The 23,825-nt window shown below is 64.4% G+C and carries 23 protein-coding genes; 4 read left to right on the forward strand and 19 right to left on the reverse strand.

The window, feature by feature from the left end; genetic code table 11:
- Nucleotides 1-361 precede the first annotated feature (361 nt).
- Both CXY83_RS08545 and tyrS read right to left on the reverse strand, forming a co-directional pair.
- On the reverse strand, nucleotides 362-901 hold the full coding sequence (locus CXY83_RS08545; RefSeq protein WP_104196953.1) for a GNAT family N-acetyltransferase: 540 nt from the start codon (nucleotides 899-901) through the stop codon (nucleotides 362-364).
- 142 nt (nucleotides 902-1,043) lie between these two features.
- Nucleotides 1,044-2,345 carry a tyrosine--tRNA ligase gene (gene tyrS, locus CXY83_RS08550; RefSeq protein ID WP_233200722.1) on the reverse strand — a complete coding sequence of 434 codons (1,302 nt, stop codon included), beginning with the start codon at nucleotides 2,343-2,345 and terminating at the stop codon, nucleotides 1,044-1,046.
- Nucleotides 2,346-2,490: 145 nt separating this feature from the next.
- Between tyrS and CXY83_RS08555 the strand changes: the two genes are divergently transcribed.
- Nucleotides 2,491-3,111, forward strand: a complete 621-nt coding sequence (locus tag CXY83_RS08555) for a DNA-binding protein (RefSeq protein WP_104196955.1) — start codon at nucleotides 2,491-2,493, stop codon at nucleotides 3,109-3,111.
- Nucleotides 3,108-3,707, forward strand: coding sequence for a hypothetical protein (locus CXY83_RS08560; RefSeq protein WP_104196956.1), 600 nt, complete (start codon nucleotides 3,108-3,110; stop codon nucleotides 3,705-3,707). Before CXY83_RS08555 ends, CXY83_RS08560 begins: the two co-directional genes overlap by 4 nt.
- A gap of 54 nt (nucleotides 3,708-3,761) precedes the next feature.
- Here CXY83_RS08560 and argH read toward each other — a convergent pair whose 3' ends face one another.
- From argH to argC, 7 genes are all read right to left on the reverse strand, one after another.
- A complete protein-coding gene (gene argH / locus CXY83_RS08565) occupies nucleotides 3,762-5,198 on the reverse strand; it encodes an argininosuccinate lyase (protein ID WP_104196957.1) in 1,437 nt (478 codons plus the stop codon).
- Between the two features lie 9 nt (nucleotides 5,199-5,207).
- Entirely contained in the window at nucleotides 5,208-6,407 is a 1,200-nt protein-coding gene (locus tag CXY83_RS08570; RefSeq protein WP_104196958.1) for an argininosuccinate synthase, read from the reverse strand.
- Between the two features lie 171 nt (nucleotides 6,408-6,578).
- Nucleotides 6,579-7,508, reverse strand: a complete 930-nt coding sequence (argF, locus tag CXY83_RS08575) for an ornithine carbamoyltransferase (RefSeq protein ID WP_104196959.1) — start codon at nucleotides 7,506-7,508, stop codon at nucleotides 6,579-6,581.
- 103 nt (nucleotides 7,509-7,611) lie between these two features.
- Nucleotides 7,612-8,793, reverse strand: coding sequence for an acetylornithine transaminase (locus CXY83_RS08580; protein WP_104196960.1), 1,182 nt, complete (start codon nucleotides 8,791-8,793; stop codon nucleotides 7,612-7,614).
- Complete coding sequence (argB, locus tag CXY83_RS08585) at nucleotides 8,790-9,701, reverse strand: acetylglutamate kinase (protein ID WP_104196961.1); 912 nt, start codon at nucleotides 9,699-9,701, stop codon at nucleotides 8,790-8,792. Before argB ends, CXY83_RS08580 begins: the two co-directional genes overlap by 4 nt.
- Before the next feature lie 2 nt (nucleotides 9,702-9,703).
- A complete protein-coding gene (gene argJ, locus CXY83_RS08590; RefSeq protein ID WP_104196962.1) occupies nucleotides 9,704-10,885 on the reverse strand; it encodes a bifunctional glutamate N-acetyltransferase/amino-acid acetyltransferase ArgJ in 1,182 nt (393 codons plus the stop codon).
- On the reverse strand, nucleotides 10,882-11,943 hold the full coding sequence (gene argC / locus CXY83_RS08595) for an N-acetyl-gamma-glutamyl-phosphate reductase (protein ID WP_104196963.1): 1,062 nt from the start codon (nucleotides 11,941-11,943) through the stop codon (nucleotides 10,882-10,884). The genes argJ and argC overlap by 4 nt, the downstream gene beginning before the upstream one ends.
- A 430-nt stretch (nucleotides 11,944-12,373) precedes the next feature.
- Between argC and CXY83_RS08600 the strand changes: the two genes are divergently transcribed.
- Nucleotides 12,374-13,357 (forward strand): hypothetical protein, encoded by a 984-nt coding sequence (locus tag CXY83_RS08600; protein ID WP_104196964.1) that lies wholly within the window; start codon nucleotides 12,374-12,376, stop codon nucleotides 13,355-13,357.
- A 320-nt stretch (nucleotides 13,358-13,677) separates the two neighbouring features.
- On the opposite strand, the gene pheT is transcribed toward CXY83_RS08600, so the two are convergent.
- The 10 genes from pheT to infC all read right to left on the reverse strand — a co-directional run bounded on the left by pheT (nucleotide 13,678) and on the right by infC (nucleotide 23,105).
- Complete coding sequence (pheT, locus tag CXY83_RS08605; protein WP_104196965.1) at nucleotides 13,678-16,320, reverse strand: phenylalanine--tRNA ligase subunit beta; 2,643 nt, start codon at nucleotides 16,318-16,320, stop codon at nucleotides 13,678-13,680.
- Nucleotides 16,320-17,378 (reverse strand): phenylalanine--tRNA ligase subunit alpha, encoded by a 1,059-nt coding sequence (pheS, locus tag CXY83_RS08610; protein ID WP_104196966.1) that lies wholly within the window; start codon nucleotides 17,376-17,378, stop codon nucleotides 16,320-16,322. Before pheS ends, pheT begins: the two co-directional genes overlap by 1 nt.
- A gap of 11 nt (nucleotides 17,379-17,389) precedes the next feature.
- Complete coding sequence (locus tag CXY83_RS08615) at nucleotides 17,390-18,310, reverse strand: amino acid ABC transporter permease (RefSeq protein WP_104196967.1); 921 nt, start codon at nucleotides 18,308-18,310, stop codon at nucleotides 17,390-17,392.
- Complete coding sequence (locus CXY83_RS08620) at nucleotides 18,307-18,954, reverse strand: amino acid ABC transporter permease (RefSeq protein WP_104196968.1); 648 nt, start codon at nucleotides 18,952-18,954, stop codon at nucleotides 18,307-18,309. The genes CXY83_RS08615 and CXY83_RS08620 overlap by 4 nt, the downstream gene beginning before the upstream one ends.
- A 131-nt stretch (nucleotides 18,955-19,085) precedes the next feature.
- Entirely contained in the window at nucleotides 19,086-19,958 is an 873-nt protein-coding gene (locus CXY83_RS08625) for a glutamate ABC transporter substrate-binding protein (protein WP_104196969.1), read from the reverse strand.
- A gap of 51 nt (nucleotides 19,959-20,009) precedes the next feature.
- Nucleotides 20,010-20,798 carry an amino acid ABC transporter ATP-binding protein gene (locus CXY83_RS08630; protein ID WP_104196970.1) on the reverse strand — a complete coding sequence of 263 codons (789 nt, stop codon included), beginning with the start codon at nucleotides 20,796-20,798 and terminating at the stop codon, nucleotides 20,010-20,012.
- Between the two features lie 103 nt (nucleotides 20,799-20,901).
- On the reverse strand, nucleotides 20,902-21,702 hold the full coding sequence (locus CXY83_RS08635) for an RNA methyltransferase (protein ID WP_104196971.1): 801 nt from the start codon (nucleotides 21,700-21,702) through the stop codon (nucleotides 20,902-20,904).
- Nucleotides 21,703-21,852: 150 nt separating this feature from the next.
- Nucleotides 21,853-22,245, reverse strand: a complete 393-nt coding sequence (gene rplT / locus CXY83_RS08640; RefSeq protein WP_104196972.1) for a 50S ribosomal protein L20 — start codon at nucleotides 22,243-22,245, stop codon at nucleotides 21,853-21,855.
- 46 nt (nucleotides 22,246-22,291) lie between these two features.
- Nucleotides 22,292-22,486, reverse strand: coding sequence for a 50S ribosomal protein L35 (rpmI, locus tag CXY83_RS08645; RefSeq protein ID WP_092111710.1), 195 nt, complete (start codon nucleotides 22,484-22,486; stop codon nucleotides 22,292-22,294).
- Complete coding sequence (infC, locus tag CXY83_RS08650; protein ID WP_104127223.1) at nucleotides 22,479-23,105, reverse strand: translation initiation factor IF-3; 627 nt, start codon at nucleotides 23,103-23,105, stop codon at nucleotides 22,479-22,481. The genes rpmI and infC overlap by 8 nt, the downstream gene beginning before the upstream one ends.
- 406 nt (nucleotides 23,106-23,511) lie before the next feature.
- On the opposite strand from infC, the gene CXY83_RS08655 reads away from it, so the two are divergent.
- Nucleotides 23,512-23,814 carry a DUF1844 domain-containing protein gene (locus tag CXY83_RS08655; protein WP_104197145.1) on the forward strand — a complete coding sequence of 101 codons (303 nt, stop codon included), beginning with the start codon at nucleotides 23,512-23,514 and terminating at the stop codon, nucleotides 23,812-23,814.
- The last annotated feature ends 11 nt before the right edge of the window (nucleotides 23,815-23,825 follow it).

Raw genomic sequence — 23,825 nt, forward strand, 5'->3', positions numbered from 1 at the left:
CACCCGGCCAGTCCCTGTCAAATCGGCCAATCCCAGCAATTTCCAGCGCACCAAAGCACACCACAAACACTCGAACAACCCGACCCAACCAGCAACACACACCCGGTGGAGGCTTACAATCCTAGCCCAACACCAGAGAACTTGAAACAAGAACCCGGCACTGATTTGACTAGAAGACGGTCCCACGTGAGGCCGAAAAGCACTGCGGCTTTCCGCACCTTTGGGGTACGTATAGATACATTACGGCCACCACACCCACCCGTCAAAACGCCCCCCACCCGGGCGTGTCGCGCCACCAGCATCCGCTCCCCCGAACGAAAGCCGGCCCGCGCCGGCCGGGCCGTGTCTCCGAGAGAGCTGGTTATGACTCGGGGGCGACGGCCACGAAGAGTTCGCTCACGGAGTTGTAGTACTGGTCGGTTCTTCCGTTGTGCGTCATACCGATGCGTAGGCAGACACGCTGCGACGGGCGATTACTCGGTGTCGTCACCGCAACAACACGGTCAAGTCCGGTTTTCCAGCCTTCAGCCAGTACAGCCGCTGCCGCTTCGGTCGCGTAGCCACGGCGCCACGCGTTCGGGTGAAAGTGCCAGCCGATCTCGGTGTCCCCCGATGGCTCGAGCGGTGTCGCCGCGCTCGATGCCGGGATGGACTTGAGCAGCAGGTTGCCGAAGATCTCGCCGGTGTCGGCATCCGTTACCGCCCTGATGGCATGAATGGGATGTTCCATGCCCTGCCAGCGCGAGATAACGGCGATCGCCTCGGCGCGCGAGGTCATGACGCGCGGATGCAACCCGATGTGCTGTTGCACAGACCATAGCGAGTAGAGCCCGAAAACAAAGTCGGTGTCATCCAGGGTCCAGGGGCGCAGCAGCAGGCGTTCGGTTCGAAGAGTTTCCACGACGACATCTTGCCATCCCCACCTGTTGCCCTGCGCAACCGACCCGCCCTCGACAACGTCGACTACCGCTGCGGGAAGAATATTCGTGGGGGCTGCGCGTTAAACCGAGCCGGTAGCGGATGACTGCGCCGCCGAGAACGCACTACTCGACGAAAATTCCCGCAAGCGTTTTCTTGCCGCGACGTAGAACCGCTACTCCCCCGGGAAGTACCGATCCTTCAATGGTCAGGTCGACACTCGTGACCTTCTCGTTGTTCAAGTACACCCCACCCTGTTGCACGGCCCGTCGGGCGTCACCGATACTCTTCGAGAGTTCGGTGTCGACGAGTAGCTGCAGCACCGTGGCGTGCGGCGACGTCGTGGTGTGTGGAAGTTCGCGCAGGGCGGCCTCGAGGGTATCGGGATCCAGCTCGGCGAGGTCGCCCTGGCCGAACAGTGCCTCGGCGGCGTGGATGGCAGCAGCCGTTGCCGTGTGCCCATGCACGAGGCTGGTCACTTCGAGGGCGAGCCGACGCTGCGCTTCACGCCGGAACGGTTCGGTTTCGACGAGCTCGGCGAATCGCTCGATGTCGCCCCGGGAGAGGAACGTGAAGACCTTGAGCCGAAAGACCACGTCGGCATCGTCGGTGTTGAGCCAGAACTGGTAGAACGCGTAGGGGCTGGTGAGATTCGGGTCGAGCCACACCGCATTACCCTCGCTCTTGCCGAACTTGGTTCCGTCACTGTTGGTGATGAGCGGGGTGCCGATGGCGTGCACCGTGCCGCTTTCGGCGCGACGGATGAGGTCGGTTCCGCTTGTGAGGTTGCCCCACTGATCGCTGCCGCCGGTTTGCAGCACACAACCGTAGCTGCGGAACAGCTCCAGGTAATCGAGGCCCTGGAGTATCTGGTAGCTGAACTCGGTGTAGCTGATGCCGGCGTCGGAGTTCAAGCGCGCGCTGACGGCATCTTTCTTGAGCATGGTGCCCACGCGGTAGTACTTACCGATTTCGCGTAGGAAATCGATGGCAGACAGCGGCGCGGTCCAGTCGAGGTTGTTCACCAGGGTGACGGCGTTGTCGCCCTCGGAGCTGAGGAACCGCGAGACCTGCGCCTGCAGGTAGCCCACCCATTCCGCGACGGTGTCGGTGGGGGTGAGCGTGCGCTCGGCGGTGGGGCGCGGGTCGCCGATGAGTCCGGTCGAGCCGCCGACCAGTCCCAGCGGGCGGTGTCCCGCCAGTTGCAAACGCCGCATCAGCAGCAGCTGCACGAGGTTGCCGAGGTGCAGGCTCGGCGCGGTCGGGTCGAATCCGCAGTAATAGGTGATCGGGTCACCATCGAGCAACGCCTTGAGCTCGGTCTCGTCGGTGGAGACGTGCACGAGGCCGCGCCAGTTGATCTCCTCCCACACCGAGTCGAAGGAGGGATCATTGGTCTGCTGGGCGAGGATGGTGGGGTCTGACACGCGCTTTAGATTATCAGCCGGGCCAGCTCGCCGAAGTATCCGCAGCATCCGTTCTTGTGCCGGTGTAATTTAGGTTAGAGACTATAATCGACTAGATTTAGCCTGTGAACTTAACTACATTGAATGCAGGACGGAGCCTGGGACCATGTTTGTCATCACCGCCGACCAGATCGGCAGCCGTAACGATCACGATCGCGCGCGCGAGATGATCGCGCAGCTCGTGGCACAGAGCCCCGAAGCGTTCGGCCTGCCGCCCGACCAAACCGCCGGCGATGAGATTCAGTTACTCCTATCGGCGGCCCGGCCCACGCTCGACGCGATTCTCGCGTTGCATCGTTCCGGCCATTGGAGCGTCGGGCTCGGTGTCGGAACCGTGCGCGCTCCCCTACCGGCGTCGACCAGACAGGCCACCGGCGGCGCTTTCATCGCGGCCCGAGACGCCGTGCTGCGCGCTAAGAGAACCGAGGCGCACTTTGCTCTCGAGGTCGATCCGACGCATGCCGACTCCCCCGGTATCGAGGCGCTCTTCACCATGATCCTGCTGCTGCGTCAACGCCGAACCCGGCAAGGCTGGCAGGCCGGCGACCTGTTCGAACGCGGCCTGGCCCAAACCGATATCGCTGCAGAGCTCAAAATCACGACCGGTGCCGTGAGCCAACGGCTCAAAGCGGCGCAGTATCGGGTTGAGCAGGCCGCGCGGCCGGCGTTGGTTAGGCTGCTGGAGCAGCTCGATCATCGCCCGACTGAAACGGATAACTCCGCATGACCTTCACCGTCCTCACATTTCTCTACTGGGTCGCCCTGCTCCTGGTCACGCTCGCCTCGCTCACCTGCGCCGCGATCGCCTTCAAACTGCACCGACAGCTTTTCGCGATTGCGGCCATCGGTGGTCTCGTCGTTGCCCTCGTGCTCGCCGCGGTGCCCGTTGGCACCGGCCCGAGCGCCTTCGGTATCGTGATCGGCATGCTCGCCCTCGCCCTCGCCGTGGTCGGGGGCGGCCCGGTTGCAGTACTAGCGCTTGATCTCGCCACCAACAACTCGGTACCGCCGGGCCAGCATGGCGGAATCATGGTGCTGAACGCCGGCAAACCGGCCCCGACCATGGCCGGGGTCAGCGACCTGGAGACGCACGAGGTGCTGCGCGGCGGGGTGACCATCGGCATCCTGGAACGCCTTGCCGTGGCCGGCGCGATCCTGGCCGGTTTTCCCGAAGCGATCGCCGTGGTCGTCGCCATCAAGGGCGTGGGCCGCTTCACGGAGCTAGCCGCGGCTGAATCGCGCGAGCGGTTCATCATCGGCACCCTGTCGAGCCTCACCTGGGCGTGCGCGTGCGCCGCCCTCGTGCCGATGGCCCTCGCCTAGCGGGCCGATTTAGCACCGCACCGTCGCAGGTTCGCACCGCCGATACGGCCTGCTCTACCGGCTGAGGACGGCCGTCAGGTCGCGTACGCGGGCCACGAGGTGGGCACGCTGCTCGGCGACGCGTACCGGAGCGGTTCCGCCGGCGCCGTCACGACTCTCGACCGACCCGCGGATGGTGAGCACTTCGCGCACCTGGGGAACGAGGTGAGGCGAGATCACGAGCAACGCCTCGTCGTCGACTTCGTGTAGGTCGAGTCCGTTGATCTCAGCGAACTTCACCAAAGAACCGGTGATTTCGTGCGCGTCACGGAACGATACATGGCGTTTGACCAGCCACTCCGCGACATCCGTGGCAAGCGAGAAACCCTGCGGAGCGAGCTCGGCCATGCGTTCGGTGTGAAAAGTGAGGGTGGCGACCATGCCGGTGAAGGCGGGCAGCAGCACTTCGAGGGTGTTGATCGAGTCGAAGACCGGTTCCTTGTCTTCCTGCAGGTCGCGGTTGTAGGCGAGCGGCAGACCCTTGAGCGTGGTGAGCAGCCCGGTGAGGTTGCCGATCATGCGGCCGGACTTGCCGCGAGCGAGCTCGGCGATGTCGGGGTTTTTCTTCTGCGGCATGATCGACGAGCCGGTGGAGTAGGCGTCATCGAGGGTGACGAAACCGAATTCGCGGGTGTTCCAGAGAATGATCTCTTCGGCCAGCCGCGACATGTCGATGCCGATTTGCGCGGTGATGTAGGCGAATTCAGCGACCAGGTCGCGGCTCGCGGTGCCGTCGATGGAGTTCTCGACCACGGCGGCGAAGCCGAGGTCCACGGCGACAAGGTGCGCGTCGAGACCGAGGGTGTTACCAGCGAGGGCGCCGGAACCGTAGGGGGACGCATCCGCTCGCCGACCCCAGTCCGCGAAGCGGTCCAGGTCACGCACGAGTGGCCAGCAGTGCGCCAGCAGGTGGTGCGCGAGCAGCACCGGTTGGGCGTGCTGCAGATGGGTGCGGCCGGGCATGATGGCGCTTTCGTGCGCTTCGGCCTGAGCGGCGAGGGCATCAATGAGTTCGATGACGAGCGAGGCGAGGATGGCGGCGTGATCACGCAGCCACATGCGCACGAGCGTCGCGACCTGGTCGTTGCGGCTGCGGCCAGCGCGGAGCTTGCCCCCGATCTCGACGCCGATGATACCGATCAGACCCCGCTCCAGCGCCGAGTGCACGTCTTCGTCGGCATCGGCGGGGAGAAAATCGCCGGCGATGACGGCGCGCTTGAGCTCTTCGAGCGCGCCGACCATCTGGGTGAGTTCGGTGTCGGTGAGATACCCGGCGGCGGCCAGGGCCCGTGCGTGCGCGCGGCTGCCCTGCAGGTCGTATTCGGCCAGCATCCAGTCGAACTGGGTCGACTTGCTCAGCCGCGCCAGTTCCGGCGACGGTCCCCCAGCGAAACGGCCGCCCCAGAGGGCGCCCGCCGCTCCGGCGCGGTTCGCGTTCTTCTCACTCGACACGCGCGCGCCCTACTTTTCGGCGGCGTCGCGGCGGGCCGCGATCTTGCTCGGCAACGACCACAGCTCGATGAATCCCTTGGCCATGGACTGGTCGAAGGAGTCGCCGGTGTCGTAGGTGGCGAGATTGAAGTCGTACAGGCTCGTCGTGCTGGAACGACCGGTGACGACGGCGGTGCCGGCGTGCATCTTCAAGCGGATGTCGCCCGTCACGTGCTTCTGAGTGTCCTCGATGAACACGTCAAGGCTCTTCTTCAGACCAGAGAACCAGAGACCGTCGTAGACGAGCTCGGCCCACTTGCTCTCGACACCCCGCTTGTAGCGGGCGACGTCACGTTCCACGGTCATGTTCTCGAGCTCTTCGTGCGCAGCAATCAGTGCGATGCCGGCCGGCGCCTCATAGATCTCGCGGCTCTTGATGCCGACGAGGCGGTCCTCGACGATGTCGATGCGGCCGACCCCCTGGTCACCAGCGAGACGGTTCATCAACTGAATCATCTGCAGCGGGGTAACCTTCTTGCCATCAATGGCAACAGGCACCCCTTGCTCGAAGGAGATGACGACCTCGGTGGGGGCGCGAGTGACCGATGGGTCCTGGGTATAGGTGTAGAGGTCCTCGATCGGCGCGTTCCACGGGTCTTCGAGGAACCCGGTCTCGACGGCGCGACCCCAGACGTTCTGGTCTACCGAGTACGGGCTCTTCTTGGACTGCATGATGGGCAGGTCGTGCTTGGCGGCGTACTCGATGGCTTTGTCGCGGGTCAGCGCGAAGTCCCGCACCGGGGCGAGCGAGGTCAGGTCGGGTGCGAGGGCCGCGACGGCCGCTTCGAACCGAACCTGGTCGTTGCCCTTGCCGGTGCATCCGTGCGCGACGCTGTCGGCGCCGAGCTCCTTGGCGGTGGAGGCCAGGTACTTGGCGATCAGCGGTCGGCTGATCGCCGAGACGAGCGGGTAGCGCTTCTGATACAGGGCGTTCGCCTTGAGCGTCGGCACGATGTAGTCGTTGGCGAACTCGTCTTTCGCGTCGATGACGATGGATTCGACTGCGCCGCAGTCCAAGGCGCGCTGACGGATCACGTCCATGTCTTCGCCCTCCTGACCGACGTCGACGGCGAGGGCTACGACCTCTTTACCGGTGGCATCCTTGAGCCAGCCGATGCCGACCGAGGTATCCAGTCCGCCCGAGTATGCGAGTACAACGCGTTCCGCCATGCTTCTCCCTAAATCTTGATCTGTCTAAAGTTTACGTTGTGGGCGCCGGTCCCCCGCCCGCCTGCCGTCCCTGCACTGCGGTCGGGGCCCGGGCCCCGACCGCGGGCCCAGTTTATAAACTGGGCCCCGGGCCCGGGCCCAGGCCCCGTCCAGAGGGCGAGGGCGAGGCGGTCAGGCCGCGTTTTGCGCGAGCAACCAGACCAGCAGGGCTTTTTGGGCGTGCAGGCGGTTCTCGGCCTCGTCCCAGATGATGCTCTGCGGCCCGTCGATGACATCGGCGGTCACCTCGTAGCCGCGGTCTGCCGGCAGGCAGTGCATGAAGTGGGCGCCCGGCTTCGCCAGGCCCATCAGAGTAGCGTCGACCCGGTACTGGCCGAGGTCGCCGAGCCGGGTGGCTTTCTCGTCTTCCTTGCCCATCGACACCCAGGTGTCGGTGATGACCACGTCGACGCCGGTGACGGCTTCGCGCGGGTCGGTGAACAAAGCGACCGAGCCGCCGGTGCGGGCGGCGATGGCTGTCGCATCCGCTACCACCTGGTCGGTCGGGGTGTAGCCGACCGGTGACGCGATGCGCACGTGCATGCCGGCGGTCGCTCCCGCCAGTAAATAGGACTGACCCATGTTGCAGGCACCGTCACCGAGAAAGGCGAGGGTCTGGCCGGCGAGGTCGCCGCGGTGTTCGCGGAGGGTGAGCAGGTCGGCGAGAAGCTGGCAAGGGTGAAAATCATCGCTGAGCGCGTTGATCACGGGCACGGTCGTGCCGAGCGCCATTTCCTCGAGTCCGGCCTGGCCGTAGGTGCGCCAGACGATCGCGGCGACCTGGCGTTCGAGCACGCGGGCCGTGTCGGAGGCGGTCTCCTTGCCACCGAGCTGGCTGTTCGCGGTACTGATGATGAGGGGGCTGCCGCCGAGGTCGGCGATGCCGACCGCGAAGGACACTCGGGTACGGGTGGAAGACTTGTCGAAAATGACCGCGACGGTCTGCGGGCCGGCGAGCGGGCGCACTGCGAATCGGTCTCGCTTCAGCTCCAGGGCCAGATCGAGAATCTCGGCCTGTTCGGCCGGGGAGATGTCGTCGTCGCGCAGGAAATGGCGGGTCACGGTGTCACTTTCGGTTGTTAGGTAGCAGGTGAGCGGGTGCCGCTCCCCCCGGTTGGTAGTCCCGCGCCGGTGCGAAACCCGCGCAAAGTGGGATTCGTCCAGCCTAGAGGCTGGCCAGTGCTCGCCCGAACCGTTCCTGGAAGTCGGCCAGCTCAGCGTCCCCCACGATCAGGGGTGGGGCGATACGAATGCTGGTCTCGTTGGCGGCGTTGACGATGAGGCCCTGGGCGAGCGCGGCCGCGCCGAGCTTCAAGGCGACCGGTTCGGTCAGGCCGATGCCGAGCAACAGGCCGCGCCCGCGCACCTCGTCGATCAGCGGCGAGTGGAAGCCGAGAATGATCTCGCGCAGCTGCTGGCCCCTCACAGCGGCGTTGGCGGCCAGGTCATCGCGTTCGATCACGCCGAGCACGGCGTTGGCGGTCGCGGTGACGAGCGGGTTGCCGGCGAAGGTCGAGCCGTGCTGGCCGCGACGGAACAGTTCAGAGGCCCAGCCGAAGGTGACGAGCGCGCCAATGGGGACACCGCCACCCATCCCCTTGGCGATGGTGACGGCATCCGGCAGTATTTCAGCGTGGTTGTAGGCGAACCAGGCGCCGGTGCGGGCGATACCGGTCTGGATCTCATCGAGGATCAGGAGTACGCCATGCTCGGTGCACAGCTCACGGGCACGCTTGAGGAACCCTTCCGGCAGGTCGATGACGCCCGCCTCGCCTTTGACCGGTTCGAGGAATAGGGCGGCGACGGTGTTGTCGATGGTGGCTTCGAGGGCCTTGATCGTGCTGTCAATGTGTTCGACTCCGCCGGGCACGGGCTCGAACGCCTCGCGCATGTTCGGCTTGCCCGACAGGGCGAGCGCGCCCATGGTGCGGCCGTGGAAGGAGTCGTGCAGCGCGATGATGCGGCTGCGGTGTCCTTGGTTGTTGAGCCTGGCCAGTTTGAACGCTGCCTCGTTGGCCTCGGCACCGGAATTGCAGAAGTAGACACGGCCCGTTTCACCGGCGCCGGTGATGCGTTTGAGGCGTTCGGCGAGTTCAATCTGCGGCGGCGTGGCGAAATAGTTGGAGACATGGCTGATCGTGCCGATCTGCCGGGTCACGGCAGCAACGACCTCAGGGTGTGCGTGACCGAGCGAATTCACCGCGATGCCGGCCAGAAAGTCCAGGTATTGCGTGCCCTTCTCGTCCCAGACGTAGCAGCCCTCACCGCGCACAAGCATGGCCAGTGGCGGGCTGAACGTGCGCATCATCGAATCGGCGAACCGATTCTGCCAAGAATCTTCAATCATGCCGGTACTACCTCCGTGCCGATGCCGCTTCCAGTGAAAATTTCGAGCAGGATCGAGTGCGGCACTCGCCCGTCGATGATCGCAGCTTTAGCGACGCCACCGTCGACGGCATCGAGACAGGCCGTCATCTTGGGGATCATCCCCGATTCCAGGTCGGGCAGCAGACCGCGTAATTCGACCACATCGATGATCGACACGAGCGAATCCCGGTTGGGCCAGTCTCGATACAAACCGGCGACGTCGGTGAGAATCACGAGCTTGGCCGCGCCCAGCGCGATAGCGAGTGCGGCAGCAGCAGCGTCGGCGTTGACGTTGAGGGACTGGCCCGGAACATCCGTATCGGGAGCGATCGACGAGACCACCGGTATACGGCCAGCTGCGAGCTGGGCGAGTACTGCTTCGGGGTCGACGCCGATGACATCGCCGACGAGTCCGAGATCAACCTTCTCGCCGTCGATGACCACGCCGCGCCGGCGCCCGCGAAACAGGCCGGCGTCTTCACCGGAGAGTCCCGCGGCGAGCGGACCGTGCTGGTTGATGTGACTGACCAGGTCGCGATTGATCTGGCCGGTGAGCACCATGCGCACCACGTCCATCGCTTCGGGCGTGGTCACCCGGTAGCCGCCACGAAACTCGCTCTCGATGCCGAGGCGCGCCAGCATGGCGGAGATCTGCGGGCCGCCGCCGTGTACGACGACCGGTCGGATGCCCGCGTATCGCAGGTAGACCATGTCTTCGGCGAAGGAGCGCTGCAGCTCTTCGCTCACCATGGCGTTGCCGCCGAACTTCACGACGATGATCTGGTCGTGAAAGCGTTTGAGCCACGGCAGCGCTTCGATCAGCGTTGCCGCCTTGACGGATGCTTCGGCCTGGCTGGTCTCGGCGTTAGTTCTCGGTGTTTCGGTCATGATCAGCTCGAGTACGCGCTGTTCTCTTCGACATAGTCGTGGGTGAGGTCGTTGGTCCACAGGGTGGCCGTTGCGCTGCCGGCATGCAGGTCGATGAGCACAGTCACGCCGCGGCCCGAGAGGTCGACGAGCTCGCGCGGCTGATCGGGCTCACCCGCGGTACACACCTGAACGCCGTTGATGGCGACATCGATGCCGTACGGGTCGAAGGCGGCGTCGTCGACCGGCACCGTTCCGACGGCGGCGAGCACGCGGCCCCAGTTCGGGTCGTTGCCGAAGATGGCCGATTTGAACAGGTTGCTGCGCGAGACGGCACGGGCCACGGTCACCGCCTCATCGTCGGAGACCGCGTTGGTGACGGTGATCGCCACGTCGTGCGCGGCACCCTCGGCGTCTCCCTGTAACTGTAAGACGAGGTCGCGGCAGATCTCGATGAGGGCGATGCTGAATTCGTCCTTGTCGGCGGCGACGCCGCTTGCACCGGAGCAGAGCAGGCTCACGGTGTCGTTGGTCGACATGCAGCCGTCGGAATCGAGGCGATCGAAGGTGACCCGGGTCGCCGCGCGAAGCGCCGTGTCGAGGTCGGCCGAGTCGAGCACGGCGTCGGTCGTGATGACCACGAGCATCGTGGCCAGCCCCGGAGCGAGCATGCCGGCACCCTTGGCCATGGCGCCAATGCTCCAACCGGCGGCAGAGGTGTGCAGGGCCTCCTTCGGACGAGTGTCGGTGGTCATGATCGCCTGCGCGGCCAGGAGGCCGGCGGCCGGGGTGGTTGCGGCATCCGTCTTGATATGGAGGGTGGCGTCCCAGACTCCCGCGGTGACGAGGTCGAGGTCGAGTTGTTCACCGATCAGTCCGGTGGAGCAGACCAAAACGTCGCCGGAAGAGATATCGAGGCGGGTCGCGACGGCTTCGGCGGTGGCATGGGTGGTCTGGAAGCCGATGCTGCCGGTGTAACAGTTGGCTCCTCCGGAGTTGAGCACGATGGCGCTGACGCGGCCGTCACTCATGACCTGGGTACTCCAGATGACGGGGTTGGCCTGGCAGCGGTTGCTCGTGAACACGGTGGCGGCATTCTGCAGCGGGCCGAGGTTGTGCACGAGGGCGAGGTCGAGCCCGCCAGACTTTTTCAGGCCGGCCGTGACGCCGGCAGCAGCGAAACCGGCGGGATGGGTGACACTCACGGAGCAACTCCATTCATGGTCAGACCGAGAGTTTCGGTCAGACCGAGGGCAATGTTGGCAGATTGGATGGCAGCGCCGGCGGTGCCCTTGACAAGATTGTCGATGGCGGTGATCGTGACGACGCGGCCGGCTGCCTCGTCGACGGCCAGTCCGATCAGAGCGGTGTTGGCGCCGAGCACATCGGCCGTGCGCGGAAAATGTCCCTCAGGAAGTACGTGCACAAACGGTTCGTCGGCGTAGGCGTTCTCCCAGGCAGCGCGCACGGCGGCGGCGCTTGTGCCGGGTACCAGTCGGGCGGTCGCCGTCGCGAGGATGCCGCGCGACATGGGCACGATCACCGGCGTGAACGAGATGGTTGCGTCTCGTGCCGACGTGGATGCGGCGCTTTTGGCCCAGCGCAGCGCCTGCACGATCTCGGGAATATGCCGATGAGTGCCGCCGACCGCATAAGGGTTGGCCGAGCCCAGGATCTCGGCAGCGAGGTTTGGCAACTTGAGACTCTTGCCGGCGCCACTCGGGCCGACGGCGAGTACCGCAACGAGGTCCTGCGCTTCGATCACTCCCGCATGGATGCCGGGGGCCAGGGCGAGCGCGACAGTGCTGGCGTTGCAGCCGGGCGCGGCGATGCGGCGTGCGGCAACAATTCTGTCGCGCTGTTTGCCGTTGGCCGTGACCAGTTCGGGCACCCCATAGGTCCACGAACCGAAGTAGTCACCGCCGTAAAACGCCGCCCAGTCGTCGGGGTTTTCGAGGCGGTGGTCGGCGCCGCAGTCCACGACGAGGGTGTCATTGGGCAGGTGCGCCGTCAGCTCACCGGATTTTCCGTGCGGCAGGGCGAAGAAGACAGCGTCGTGGCCGCTGAGATTTTCCGGGGTCGTGTCGACGAGGGTCAGGTGGGCGAGCGAACGCAGCTGAGGCTGCACGTCGACCAGGCGCTGTCCGGCATTGCTGTGCGCGGTGACCGTGCGCACCTCGAATTCGGGGTGACCGGAAAGCAGCCGCAGCAGTTCGCCGCCCGCATACCCACTCGCACCCGCCACTGCCACCGAAAAGACCATGTGTTAAACCTAGCGCGGCCCCGGCGGCCCGATTTCCGCGCTCGCGCGGGGCGTCACGCGTGCGGGGCGTCACGCGTGCGGGGGGGGCATCCGCTCGCCGTCGCTTTCCTCGGCGTGGTTCACGGCACCCCTGCTGGTTCACGGCACCCCTGCTGGTTCACGGCACCCCTGCTGGTTCACGGCACCCCTGACGGGAAGTGCCGGCTTCCCTAGCGAGTGCCACGACGACGGATGCCGCGCGCCGGCCCCCAGTCGCGACTCGTGGCACGCGTTAGAGTTTGCGGCACCCCGAACACCAAGTGCCCGCATCCGAAACGAGTGCCACGAGAGTCGGAGCATCCGCTCTCTGCACAGTGAATGCTCGTGCCGAGTTCCCCACAGTTGTTGCGCCAAACGAGGACCGGCTCCTGTTCCGCGGCAGAGTGGGGGCATGTTGGAGGCCTTGGAAACGCAGGATGTGCTCGGCGACGGGCTCATCACGGCTGATGCCCTTCGTGGGGCCGGGATGAATGCGCACGCCGTGGGCTTGCTGGTGAGACGGGGCGAGCTCCGGCGTCTTCGACGCGGTTGGTACGCGCTCGGCACGAAGTGGCAGGCGTGTGGTCTCGACGGGCAATACCGCCTGTTCACGCGTGCCACTGCCGGGGCGGCCAAACGACCACTGGTGCTCTCACACCATTCGGCCGCGGCCATGCACGGATTACCACTGATTGGCGCCTGGCCCGTCACGGTGCATGCCCTCGTCCCCGACGCCCATGGCGGCAGCAGTCACCGGCTCGTCACCACCCATCGTGCCGTCGCCGATCCGAATGCAACACTCATCGCCGGTGTCGCGGTGACCAGCCTCGCTCGTACCCTTGTCGATATCGCTGCCGGGTGCAGTTTTCTCACCGGAGTGACGATGATCGACCACGTGCTTCACCAGGAGAGCAGGCGGGTGGTGCCCGGCGCGGGAAATCCGGGCGTTCCGGCGATCACGAAGGCGGTGCTCTTTGCGGAACTGGACGCGGTGCGTCCCCGTACCGGGTGCCAGGCTGCTGAGCGGGCCATCACGTTTGCCGACGAACTCTCGGCCAACGCCGGCGAGTCGCTCAGCAGAGTGCGCTTCGAGGAACTGAAGTTTCAGATTCCCGAACTGCAGGTGCAATTTGACGTCGCTGGCCGCTCGTACTTCGTGGACTACTTCTGGCGGGGTGTGCGCAAGATCGGAGAGTTTGACGGGCACACCAAGTACACCCGCGCAGCGGTCATGAACGGGAAGGACGTGGTGGGGGTGGTCCTGGCCGAGAAGGATCGGGAGAGCGTGCTTCGCCCGTTTGTGACGAGTTTCAACCGCTGGGGCTGGAACCTGGCCCTCAATGCCGTGGAGTTCTACCGGTTCCTCTGCGAAAAGGGTGTGCCGCGCACCCGCTGACCCTGCACCCTGCGTTCGCGGCACCCGTCTGGACTCGCGGCACCCGTCAGGACTCGCTGCACCCGTCTGGACTCGCTGCACCCGTCGGGACTCGCGGCACCCGTTGGGACTCGCGGCACCCGTTGGAAGGAGTGCCCGCGTCCCGAACGAGTGCCACCACAAGCGGATCCCGCGCCTACACCTGACGGGAACAGCCCACGGCACTCGTTACAGTTCGCAGCACCCCGGGCACTGAGTGTCCGCGTCCCGAACGAGTGCCCTGACCAGCGGATGCCGCGGGCCGCGGCATCCGCTGGTCAGGGCATGCAGACCCCCGGCTGCTATTCGCGCAGGGCCGCCCCGAAGCGATCCGCAGCGAGGGCAACCCCGGACAAGCGCGCGGCGCTCGCTTCGGCGGCGGTCAGCGTACGCTCCTCGCCGCGAAAGCGCAGTCCGAAGGTGAGCGACTTCTGGCCGGACTCAACTCCGGCACCACGGTAGTCGTCGACCAGGTCGATGCTCTCGAGCAGGTCGCCCGCCCCCTCGGCGACGACCGCGCCCAGGGCGGCAGCCGGCACCGAAACCGAGACGACGAGCGAAAGGTCCTGCGTCGCAGCAGGCATCGTGCGGATCGGCGTGACCGTCAAGTCATCGTCGGCCTGCGCGAAGACGAGCCCGAGGTTGATCTCGGCAACGGCCACGACAGCGGGAAGGTCATAGTCGTCGGCGACCGTGGGGAGCAGTTCTCCGGCGAATCCCACCGACACAGTCGAAGCCGACACAGTCGAAGCCGACACAGTCGTAGCCTGCACGGTCGAACCCTGCACGGTGACGAACAGCTCGGCAGTGCGGCCCGGGTGCATCGCTGGGTGCTGGCCCTGGCGTACTTCGATCCGCACTCCGGTAGCCAGTGCCACCTGCTGCGCAGCGGCCAACGCGGACTGCCAGCCGGCTCCAACGGCGGGCTGTCCGGGTTGGTGCCGCACGTCATTGCCGACGAGAACGATTCCGACCATGAGTGGCTGCGGAACAATTCCCGCGTTCAGGGCCGCCTCAGCCTCGGCGCTCGGGCGCGCGGCGCCGGCCGGGAGCACTGCCATGCCGTATTTCACGCCAACCTCGGGCCGAAAGACCAGTCCCTGCTCGTAGATGGCCACGTCGACCAGTCCGCGTGACCGGTTGCGGTGCGCGATCTGCAACAGGCCCGGCAGCATCGAGGTGCGCAGAAACGGTGCCTCACCGTCGAGCGGATTAGCGACCTTGATCTGCGGCACCGAAACCGGCACCGTAATCGGCACAACGGATGCCGCATCCGCCGTGCTCGCGCCGGCGGACATGGCGGATGAAACGGCCACCCCGAACACGTTGTTCGCCCGCTCGGAAACGAACGGGTAGGTCAAGACCTCGGTGTGACCGGTGGCTGCCAGGGTGTGAGCGACAGTCCGGCGCAAAGTCTGCGTGCGGGTCAGGCCACGGCCGGGCGGCGCGACGGGCAGCACCGAGGGAATGCGTTCGTAGCCGACGATGCGGGCGACCTCCTCGGCGAGGGTCCACTTATCCGTCAGGTCGGGGCGCCAGCTCGGCGGGGTGACGTGCAGGTCGCCGTCGGATTCGACCAACGAGGCGCCGACGTCGACGAGCGCATCGCGCACCTCGTCTCCGGTGTAGGCGAGGCCGATGAGACCAGACACGAACCCGGTCGGCAGCAGGATCGGCTGGGGTGCCGGAGCTTCGTCGTAGACCGAACCGAGATCGTCGGCGACTCCTCCGGCCAGGTCGACGAGCAGCTGTACCACGCGTGCGGCAGCGACAGCGGCCACGCGCGGGTCGACACCGCGTTCGAACCGCTTGCTTGCCTCGCTCGGCAGCTTGTGGCGGCGGGCCGAGCGCGCGATCGACACCGGGTCGAAGTTGGCGGCCTCAACGAGCACGTTGACCGTCTGTGCGGTGATCTCCGTGCTTGCCCCGCCCATGACACCGGCCAGGCCGATCGGCCCGGATTCATCGGTGATCAGCAAATCTTCAACGTCGAGCGTGCGGGTAACCGCGTCGAGGGTGGTGAATTTCTCCCCGGCGGTCGCACGCCGCACGATGATTCCGCCGGCCAGCTTGTCCAGGTCGTAGCCGTGCAACGGCTGGCCGAGCTCGAACATCACATAGTTGGTCACGTCAACGACGAGCGAAATCGAGCGGATGCCGACCAGCCCCAGTCGCGCGATCATCCAGGCCGGGGTCGGCCGGGTCGGGTCGACGCCGCGCACGACGCGGGTGACGAACACGCTTGCTCCGGTTCGGTCCCGAATCGGAGCCTGGTCGTCGATCGTCACGGGGAACCGGGTGACCGGGGCCACGACCGTCGGTGCCAGCGCAGGGTCCCGAAACGGCACGCCGGTGGCGTGCGAGTATTCGCGGGCGACGCCGCGAATGGAGAAGGCATAGCCGCGATCGGGGGTGACGTTGATCTCGACGGCGCTGTCATCGAGGCCCAGCAGGGGGATCGCATCCGTTCCGACCGGAGCGTCGATGCCGAGCGAAGCCAGCAGCAGAATTCCATCGTGCTCGTCGCCGAGGCCGAGTTCACGGGCCGAGGCGATCATGCCGTCGGAGACGTGGCCGTAGGTCTTGCGGGCCGCAATGGGAAACGGACCCGGCAGCGAAGCTCCGGGCAGGGTCACGACAACCTTGTCGCCGACGGCGAAGTTGTGGGCGCCACAAATGATGCCATGGATGGCGGGGCCGCCGTCAGCGGCGAGTTCGTCGCCCGGCGCAACTCGCACCTGGCACCAGTTGATGGTCTTGCCGTTGGTCTGCTCTTCGCCGACGAATTCGAGCACCTCGCCGACCACGATCGGGCCGGACACGTCGAAACGGTGGATATCTTCCTCTTCGAGACCGACGCTCACGAGGGCAGCATGTACGTCTTCCGGCGTGGTGCCAGGGGCGAGGTCGACGAATTCGCCGAGCCAGGAAAGTGGTACCCGCATCAGACCGTCATCCCATACTGCTGGCTGAACCGAATATCGCCCTCGACCATATCGTGCATGTCCTTTACGTCATTTCTAAACATCACAGCTCGTTCCACGCCCACCCCGAACGCGAACCCGGAGTAGACCTCGGGGTCGATCCCGGCGGAGCGCAGCACGTTGGCGTGCACCATGCCGCAGCCACCCCACTCGATCCAGCGTGCCCCGTCCTTGAAGGTCGGGTGCCAGACGTCGAGCTCTGCGCTCGGTTCGGTGAATGGAAAGTAGTTCGGGCGCAGGCGCACCTTGGCTTCTGGACCGAATAGGGCCTGCACGAAGTGGTCGAGCGTGCCGCGCAGGTTGGCCATGGTGAGGCCCTTGTCGATCGCGATGCCCTCGATCTGGTGAAAGACCGGCGTGTGGGTCGCATCGAGTTCGTCGGTGCGAAAAACCCGTCCGGGCGCGACCACGTAGACCGGCAGCTCACGCGAGAGCAATGCGCGCAGCTGCACGGGTGAGGTTTGCGTGCGTAGAACGAGGTGGGCATCCGTCGGTTCGACGAAGAAGGTGTCTTGCATGGCGCGGGCCGGGTGGTCCTCGTCGAAATTGAGCCCGTCGAAGTTGAACCATTCGTTTTCAAGCTCCGGGCCTTCGGCGACCTCCCAGCCCATGGCCACGAAGACGTCGGCGGCGCGTTCGCTGAGCAGTGAGATCGGATGCCGCGCCCCCGGTTTCCAGGTTGACGCTGCGGCGGTGACGTCTACCGTTTCGGCGAGCAGGCGGGCGGCGGCTTCAGCGCTGCCAATGTCATCTTCGCGAGCGGTCAACGCCTTGGTGACGGCGCCGCGCGCTTGGCCGACGAGCTTGCCGGCAGCGGCCTTCTGGTTGCCGGGCACGCTGCGCATCAAGGCGTTGAGCTTCGACAGCGGTGAAGACTCCCCCGCGTGCTCGCTGCGCACGAGCCTGAGGGCGGCGGTCGTGTCGGCGGTGGCAATGGCGGCCAGTGCGGCGTCAACCGCGATATTGACGGCGGCTTCGGTAATGGCGGGTGGGTCGATGGGACCAGCGGAATCAGACACAGTCCCTGAGTTTAGCCGCCTTGCGACGCGTGGCTTCTGCTCTCGGCATCCACCGCATGTGGGTCGCCCAAGTGCGGGTCGACCGGGGCGGCGGAGTCCGTGGTGACGCTGCCAGCCTGCGGCCCGGTGCGCTTGGCAATTCTGCGTGCCAGCCACGATAGCGACAAGTTCAAGGTCAGATAGATGGCGAGCACGATGAAGAAGAACGAGAACTTATATTGATCGCCGAAGAAGTTGGCTAGCTGGTTCAGTCCGGCCCGGAGGAGTTCGTTGTAGCCCACGATGAAAGCCAAGGACGTGTCCTTGAGTAGCACCACCAGCTGGGCGATGATGATCGGCAGCATCTGACGAAATGCCTGCGGAAACTCAATGCGGAACCGGGTGGCCACCGGGGTAAGTCCGATAGCGAGTCCAGCCTCGCGCTGACCACGCGGCAGGGCGTTGATTCCTGCGCGGAGCGCCTCGCCGATGATGGCGCCGTTGTACACGGACAGAGCCGCTACACCCGCCCAGAACGATCCGGTGGCGAACACCAACAGGATGAAGAGCATCATGAGCAGCACGGGCATACCGCGGAAGAATTCAAGCAGCACCGTGGTGGGCACCCGAATCCAAGCGGATGCCGACAAACGCCCAAAGGAAAACAGTACTCCGATCAGGAGCGCGAAAACGGCGGCCACCGCGGCCATGCGCAGGGTCGCAAGGGCGCCGAACCCGAGGGTACGCCAAACCAGCAGGTCGTTGAAAACGTCCCAGCGGCTGATATCCCACAGGCCCGGCTGCACCGCGCCGTTAGCGCTGGCCTTAGGCAGGCCGAGCACCACGATCAGAGCGAGCAAGCCAGCGGCCAGGATAATTGTTCCGATAACGGAGATGAGACGCGATCGCGCGCGAGACTTCGGTCCCGGGGCGTCGTACAGTACAGAACTCATCGGAGCACCGCCACCTTCTTCTCGATCCTGCCGGCGATAAGGCCGAGAGGAATGGTGACGACCAGGTAGAACGCGGCGACCGCGAGCAAAATGGGGATCACAGCATCACCCCGGTCGTTGGTCACCCTGCGTGCGGCGCCGAAAAGTTCGAATACGAAGAACGCACCGGCGACCGAAGTGTTCTTGGTGAGAGCGATGATCACATTGATCAGGGGTGGTACCACCATGCGGATGGCTTGGGGCATCACCACGAAGGTGAGCGTTTGTCCGAAGGTGAGGCCCACGCTGCGTGCCGCTTCGGCTTGTCCCACGTGCACGCCGTTCACGCCGGACCGCAGGGCCTCGGCTACGAACGGAGAGGTATACACCGTGAGCCCGATAGCGGCCAGCTGGAAGTATCCCGGGCTGAACTCTAAAAGGGGCAGAAGGTAGGCGCAAAAGAACAGGACGAGCGTAAGCGGGGTGTTGCGAACAAGTTCCGTATAGGCGGTTGCGAAGACGCGGAATGACGAGATCGGTGAGATGCGCATGGCTGCGACGATCAGCCCGAGTACGGATGCGCCCACTCCCGCGATGATGAGCAGGCCCAGAGTGTTCCGGAAACCTTCCAGGAACAGCGGCAGGTTGTCGATCACTGCGTCCACAACTCACCTCCTCGTCTTTTATATGTCTGTGGGTCGGGCAATGCGTGGAACATTCTGGTGGTCACCGTAGAGACCCGCCCACTGGGCGGGTCTCTACGGCTCAAAGCTGGTTAGCGAATCCGAAAGTAGACCTAGTAGCGGTCGACGGCCGGAGGGGTGGGGGTGTCGAGCACAGCACCCGCGGTGGACTCCCAAGCCGAGACCCAGGTACCGTCCGCGTAAGCCGCTTCGAGCACGTCGTTGATGAACGAGCGGAATTCGGTGTCGTCATGCGCGAGGCCGATGCCGTAGGGCTCTTCGGTGAATGCGTTGTTAACGACCTCGAACTGACCGGAGTTCTGGTCGGCCAGGCCGGCCAGGATTACGTTGTCGGTCGTGACCGCGGCAACCTCGCCGCTGCGCAGCGGACCGAGGCAGTTGGAGTAGGTATCCGAGGCGATGATGTCGGTCGTGAATTCGGCGATATTCTTCTCCGAGGTGGAACCGCTCACGGTACACACCTTCTTGCCGGCAAGGTCCTCGGGGCCGGTGATGTTGTCCGGGTTTCCCGCGAGTACGAGCAGGTCCTGTCCGGCAGAGTAGTACGGTCCGGCGAAGGACACGGCTTCCTTGCGGGTGTCGTTGATCGTATAGGTTGCGATAACGAGGTCGACCTGACCGTTCTCAATGAACGGCTCGCGGTTGGCGGAAACCGCCTCGCTCCATTTGATGCCCGATGCCGGGATGCCGAGCTTGGCCGCGATGAGCTTCCCCATCTCAACGTCGAAGCCGACTGGATCGCCGCTGGGGCCGAGCAGGCCGAACAGCGGCTGGTCGAACTTGGTTCCAATGTTGATGGAACCAGCGTCGGCCAGGCGGGCCATGGTGCTTCCCTCAGGGAACGACACCGCCGTCTCCACTGGGGCGGCGGCATCGGTCGGGGCGCCCGAGTCCGCGCAGCCGCTAAGCACGAGCGCACTTGCGATCGCAATGGCCGAAATCACTAGACCTTTTTTGAGTCTCATGGTTTTTCTCCTGATTGCTGGTACTGCTGCTGTGTAAACCCTGTCCACCGATTAGTGGGCAAGTATTTTGGAGAGGAAGTCTTTCGCTCTCGTGCTTTGGGGGTTGGTGAAGAATTCCTCGGGAGTGGTCTCCTCCACGATCTCGCCCTCCGCCATAAAGATGACGCGGTCTGCAGCCTTGCGGGCGAAACCCATTTCGTGCGTGACGACGATCATGGTCATGCCGTCGTTGGCGAGGTCGACCATGACCTCGAGCACCTCATTGATCATCTCCGGGTCGAGGGCACTGGTCGGCTCGTCGAGCAGGATGACTTTCGGATCCATGGCGAGAGCGCGCGCGATGGCGACTCGCTGTTGCTGTCCACCGGACAACTGGGCTGGCATCTTCTTGGCCTGATTGGCCACGCCGACGCGCTCCAGCAGGGCCATCGCTTTTTTCTCGGCCGCGGCCTTCGACAGGCCGCGCACCTTGATCGGACCGAGTGTGACGTTGTCGAGCACGGTCTTGTGCGCGAAGAGGTTGAACGCCTGAAAGACCATGCCAACGTCAGCGCGCAAGTGAGCCAGTGCTTTACCCTCTTCCGGCAACTTCACACCGTCGATGGTGATCACACCGTCATCGATGGTCTCGAGGCGGTTGATCGCCCGACACAGGGTGGATTTGCCCGACCCACTCGGACCAATCACCACCACAACTTCGCCGCGGTTGACCACGGCGTTGATGTTCTTGAGAACATGCAGTTCTCCGTAGTGCTTGTTGATGTCCTTGACGACGACTAGCGGTTCGCCCCGACGAACGGTGATGTTCGAGGTGGCCGGGGACGAATCTGTGGGCTCCATACTCCCTAACTTAGGACAGAACGCGTGTCTGGACATGCCAAATGCCCGGACAGCAACGCATTTGTAACAGTCCGGGCATCGCGTATCTGTGCTACGCAGGAGGTCAGGCGCGCTGGGCGAATGCACTCTCATACAGGCAGACGGATGCCGCGGTCGCGAGGTTCATCGACTCGGCTTCGCCGTAGATCGGCACGCTCACGCTGCGGTCGACTCGGGCCAGGTCTTCATCGGTCAGGCCGCGCGCTTCGTTGCCGAACAGCCACACGGTCGGAGCGGCAAGCAAGCCCTCGTTGCGGGCGGTCAGCAGGTCGGAGCCCTTGATATCGGCGGCAAAGAGCTGCAGCCCGGCCGCCCGGGCACGGTCGAGTACGTCGGAGAGATCGGCCGCGATGGCGACGGGCAGGTGGAAGATGGAGCCGGTCGAGGAACGGATGACCTTGGGGTTGTACAGGTCGACGCTGCGACCGGTGAGGATGACGGCGTCCGCGCCCGCGGCATCCGCTGCCCGAATGATGGTGCCGGCGTTGCCGGGATCGCGCACCTCTTCAAGGATGGCGACGAGCTTGGGCTCGGCATTGAAGATTTTCTTCACCGAGGTGGGGAACTGGTGACAGACGGCCACGAAGCCTTGCGGGGTGACCGTGTCGGCCATAGCCTCGAGCACCTCTTCGGAGACGAACTCCACCTCGACCTGGGCGTCGATCGCTTTCTGGGCTAGATCGGTGTAGCGGTCGAGCGCGGTGGGCGTCGCGAACAACTCCACGACGAGCTCTGGGCGAAAGGTGAGTGCTTCGGAAACGGCCTGCGGGCCTTCGAGCAGAAAAAGACCGGACTCGAGGCGCGCGTCGCGCTTGGCAAGTTTTGCGACGGAACGGACGCGCGGTGAACGTGGATTATCAAGCATGATCTTGAGTTTAGTTGCACAAGGTTTACTTACAGAAAAAGGAGCGGACGACCACGTCGCCCGCTCCTCACTGTTCAATTCAAAACTGTCGATCTTTCACCACATTCACGCCCAGGAGGCAGCCGGTGGTGAACCGATCGGGGTAACGCCTTACGCCGTGACGGCGACCTTCGGTGCCGAAGTGTCGGCGGGAAGGGCAGCCTTGGCACTCTCGACGAGCGCGGCGAACGTCGCTGCCTCGTTGACGGCCAGGTCGGCGAGGATACGACGGTCAACCTCGATGCCAGCCAGGCCGAGGCCCTGGATCAGACGGTTGTAGGTGAGGCCGTTGGCGCGCGACGCAGCGTTGATCCGCTGGATCCACAGGCGACGGAAGTCACCCTTGCGTGCACGACGGTCACGGTAGCTATAGGTGAAGGAGTGAGTGAGCTGCTCCTTCGCCTTGGTGACCAGGCGTGAACGCTGACCGCGGTAACCCTTGGCGCGTTCGAGAATAACGCGGCGACTCTTGTGGGCGTTTACGGCCCTCTTTACTCTTGCCATTTTTTACAAATCCTTATTCGTTACGGGCCTGTTATTGGGGCCTGGTTTACAGACCGAGAAGCTTCTTGATGGTCTTCTGATCCGACTTAGCCAGCACCTGGTCCTGGTTCAAACGGGACTTGCGCTGCGTGCTCTTGACCTCGAGGTTGTGTCGAAGTCCGGCCTGCTGCTTCATGATCTTTCCGCTTCCGGTGACCTTGAAACGCTTTTTGGTTCCGGAGTGGGTCTTCATCTTAGGCATGTGGTTCCTCCTGTTTCGCTGCCTTATCGGCAACCTTGTCTGCCTTATCGGCTACCTTGTCTGCCTTCTCGGCAGCCTTGTGGGCGTTGATCTCAGCCTTGGCTTCTGACTTGTTCTTCAACGGGCCAATCACCATGACCATGTTTCGACCGTCGATCATCGGAGTAGATTCCACAGAACCGTACTCGGCGACATCCTCGGCAAATTTTTGGAGCAGCCGTACGCCCTGATCAGGGCGGGACTGTTCACGGCCACGAAAAAGAATCATGGCCTTGACCTTGTCACCGCTCTTCAGGAAGCCTTCGGCGCGTTTGCGCTTGGTCTCATAGTCGTGCGTATCAATCTTGAGACGAAAACGAACCTCCTTGAGGATCGTGTTCGCCTGGTTGCGCCTGGCCTCCTTGGCCTTCTGCGCAGCCTCGTACTTGAACTTGCCGTAGTCCATGATCTTGGCCACGGGCGGCTTGGCTTCAGGTGCAACTTCGACGAGATCGAGGTCGGCATCCTGTGCCAGGCGCAGGGCAACATCAATCGCCACGACCCCGACCTGCTCGCCGTTGGGACCAACGAGACGAACTTCGGGGACGCGTATACGGTCATTTGTACGGGGATCGCTGATGCGTCTCTCCTCTTGGTTAACTTCGTGATCACAACCAGTCAGCGGATGCTGATTGGGGACGAAGAGAGGAAAATCACGCGCTTTCCAAGCCAACCTTGTCGTCGACGTGTTCCACACGACACCCTGTCTACCCTCGCTTTATCACATTCCCAAAGGAGGTGGTAACGCGACGGCGGAGTGCAAACTACCCGGTAACCTTGATGAAGCGGTATGCGCGGGTGGGAGATTCTCCACTTTCGTACCGAGACTATTGTCCCGGAACCAAAGACAAGCCTAGCAGAGGAATGCAGTGAGCCAAAGTTTTGAGCACGATACGGGTTTAGAGCAGAATGCCGATCTTGAGCGGGATGCTGATTTTGAGCGGGATGCTGATTTTGAGCGGGATGCTGCCCAGGCAACACGCGATATCGCCGACGTGGCCGCTGTGGAGATCATCACCACGGCCGCCGTGCACCTCATGAGCGCGGCCGCCGTGAAGTGCGGCCTCGCCGAAGATCCCGACGCCCAGATCGACCTCGACGAGGCGCGCAAGCTCATCACGGCCCTCGCCGGACTGGTCACGGCGGCTGCCCCCGATATCGCCGACATGCATGCCCGCAGCCTGCGGGACGGCCTGCGTTCCCTGCAGCTTGCGTTCCGCGAGGCGTCCTTCGTGCAGGATCCAATCGGCGAGGGCCCCGGTGAGAAGTACACCGGCCCGGTCACCTAACCGGCGGCCTG

The sequence above is a fragment of the Cryobacterium sp. M15 genome, from assembly GCF_002929675.1.
In the GTDB taxonomy this organism is placed as follows: domain Bacteria; phylum Actinomycetota; class Actinomycetes; order Actinomycetales; family Microbacteriaceae; genus Cryobacterium; species Cryobacterium lyxosi.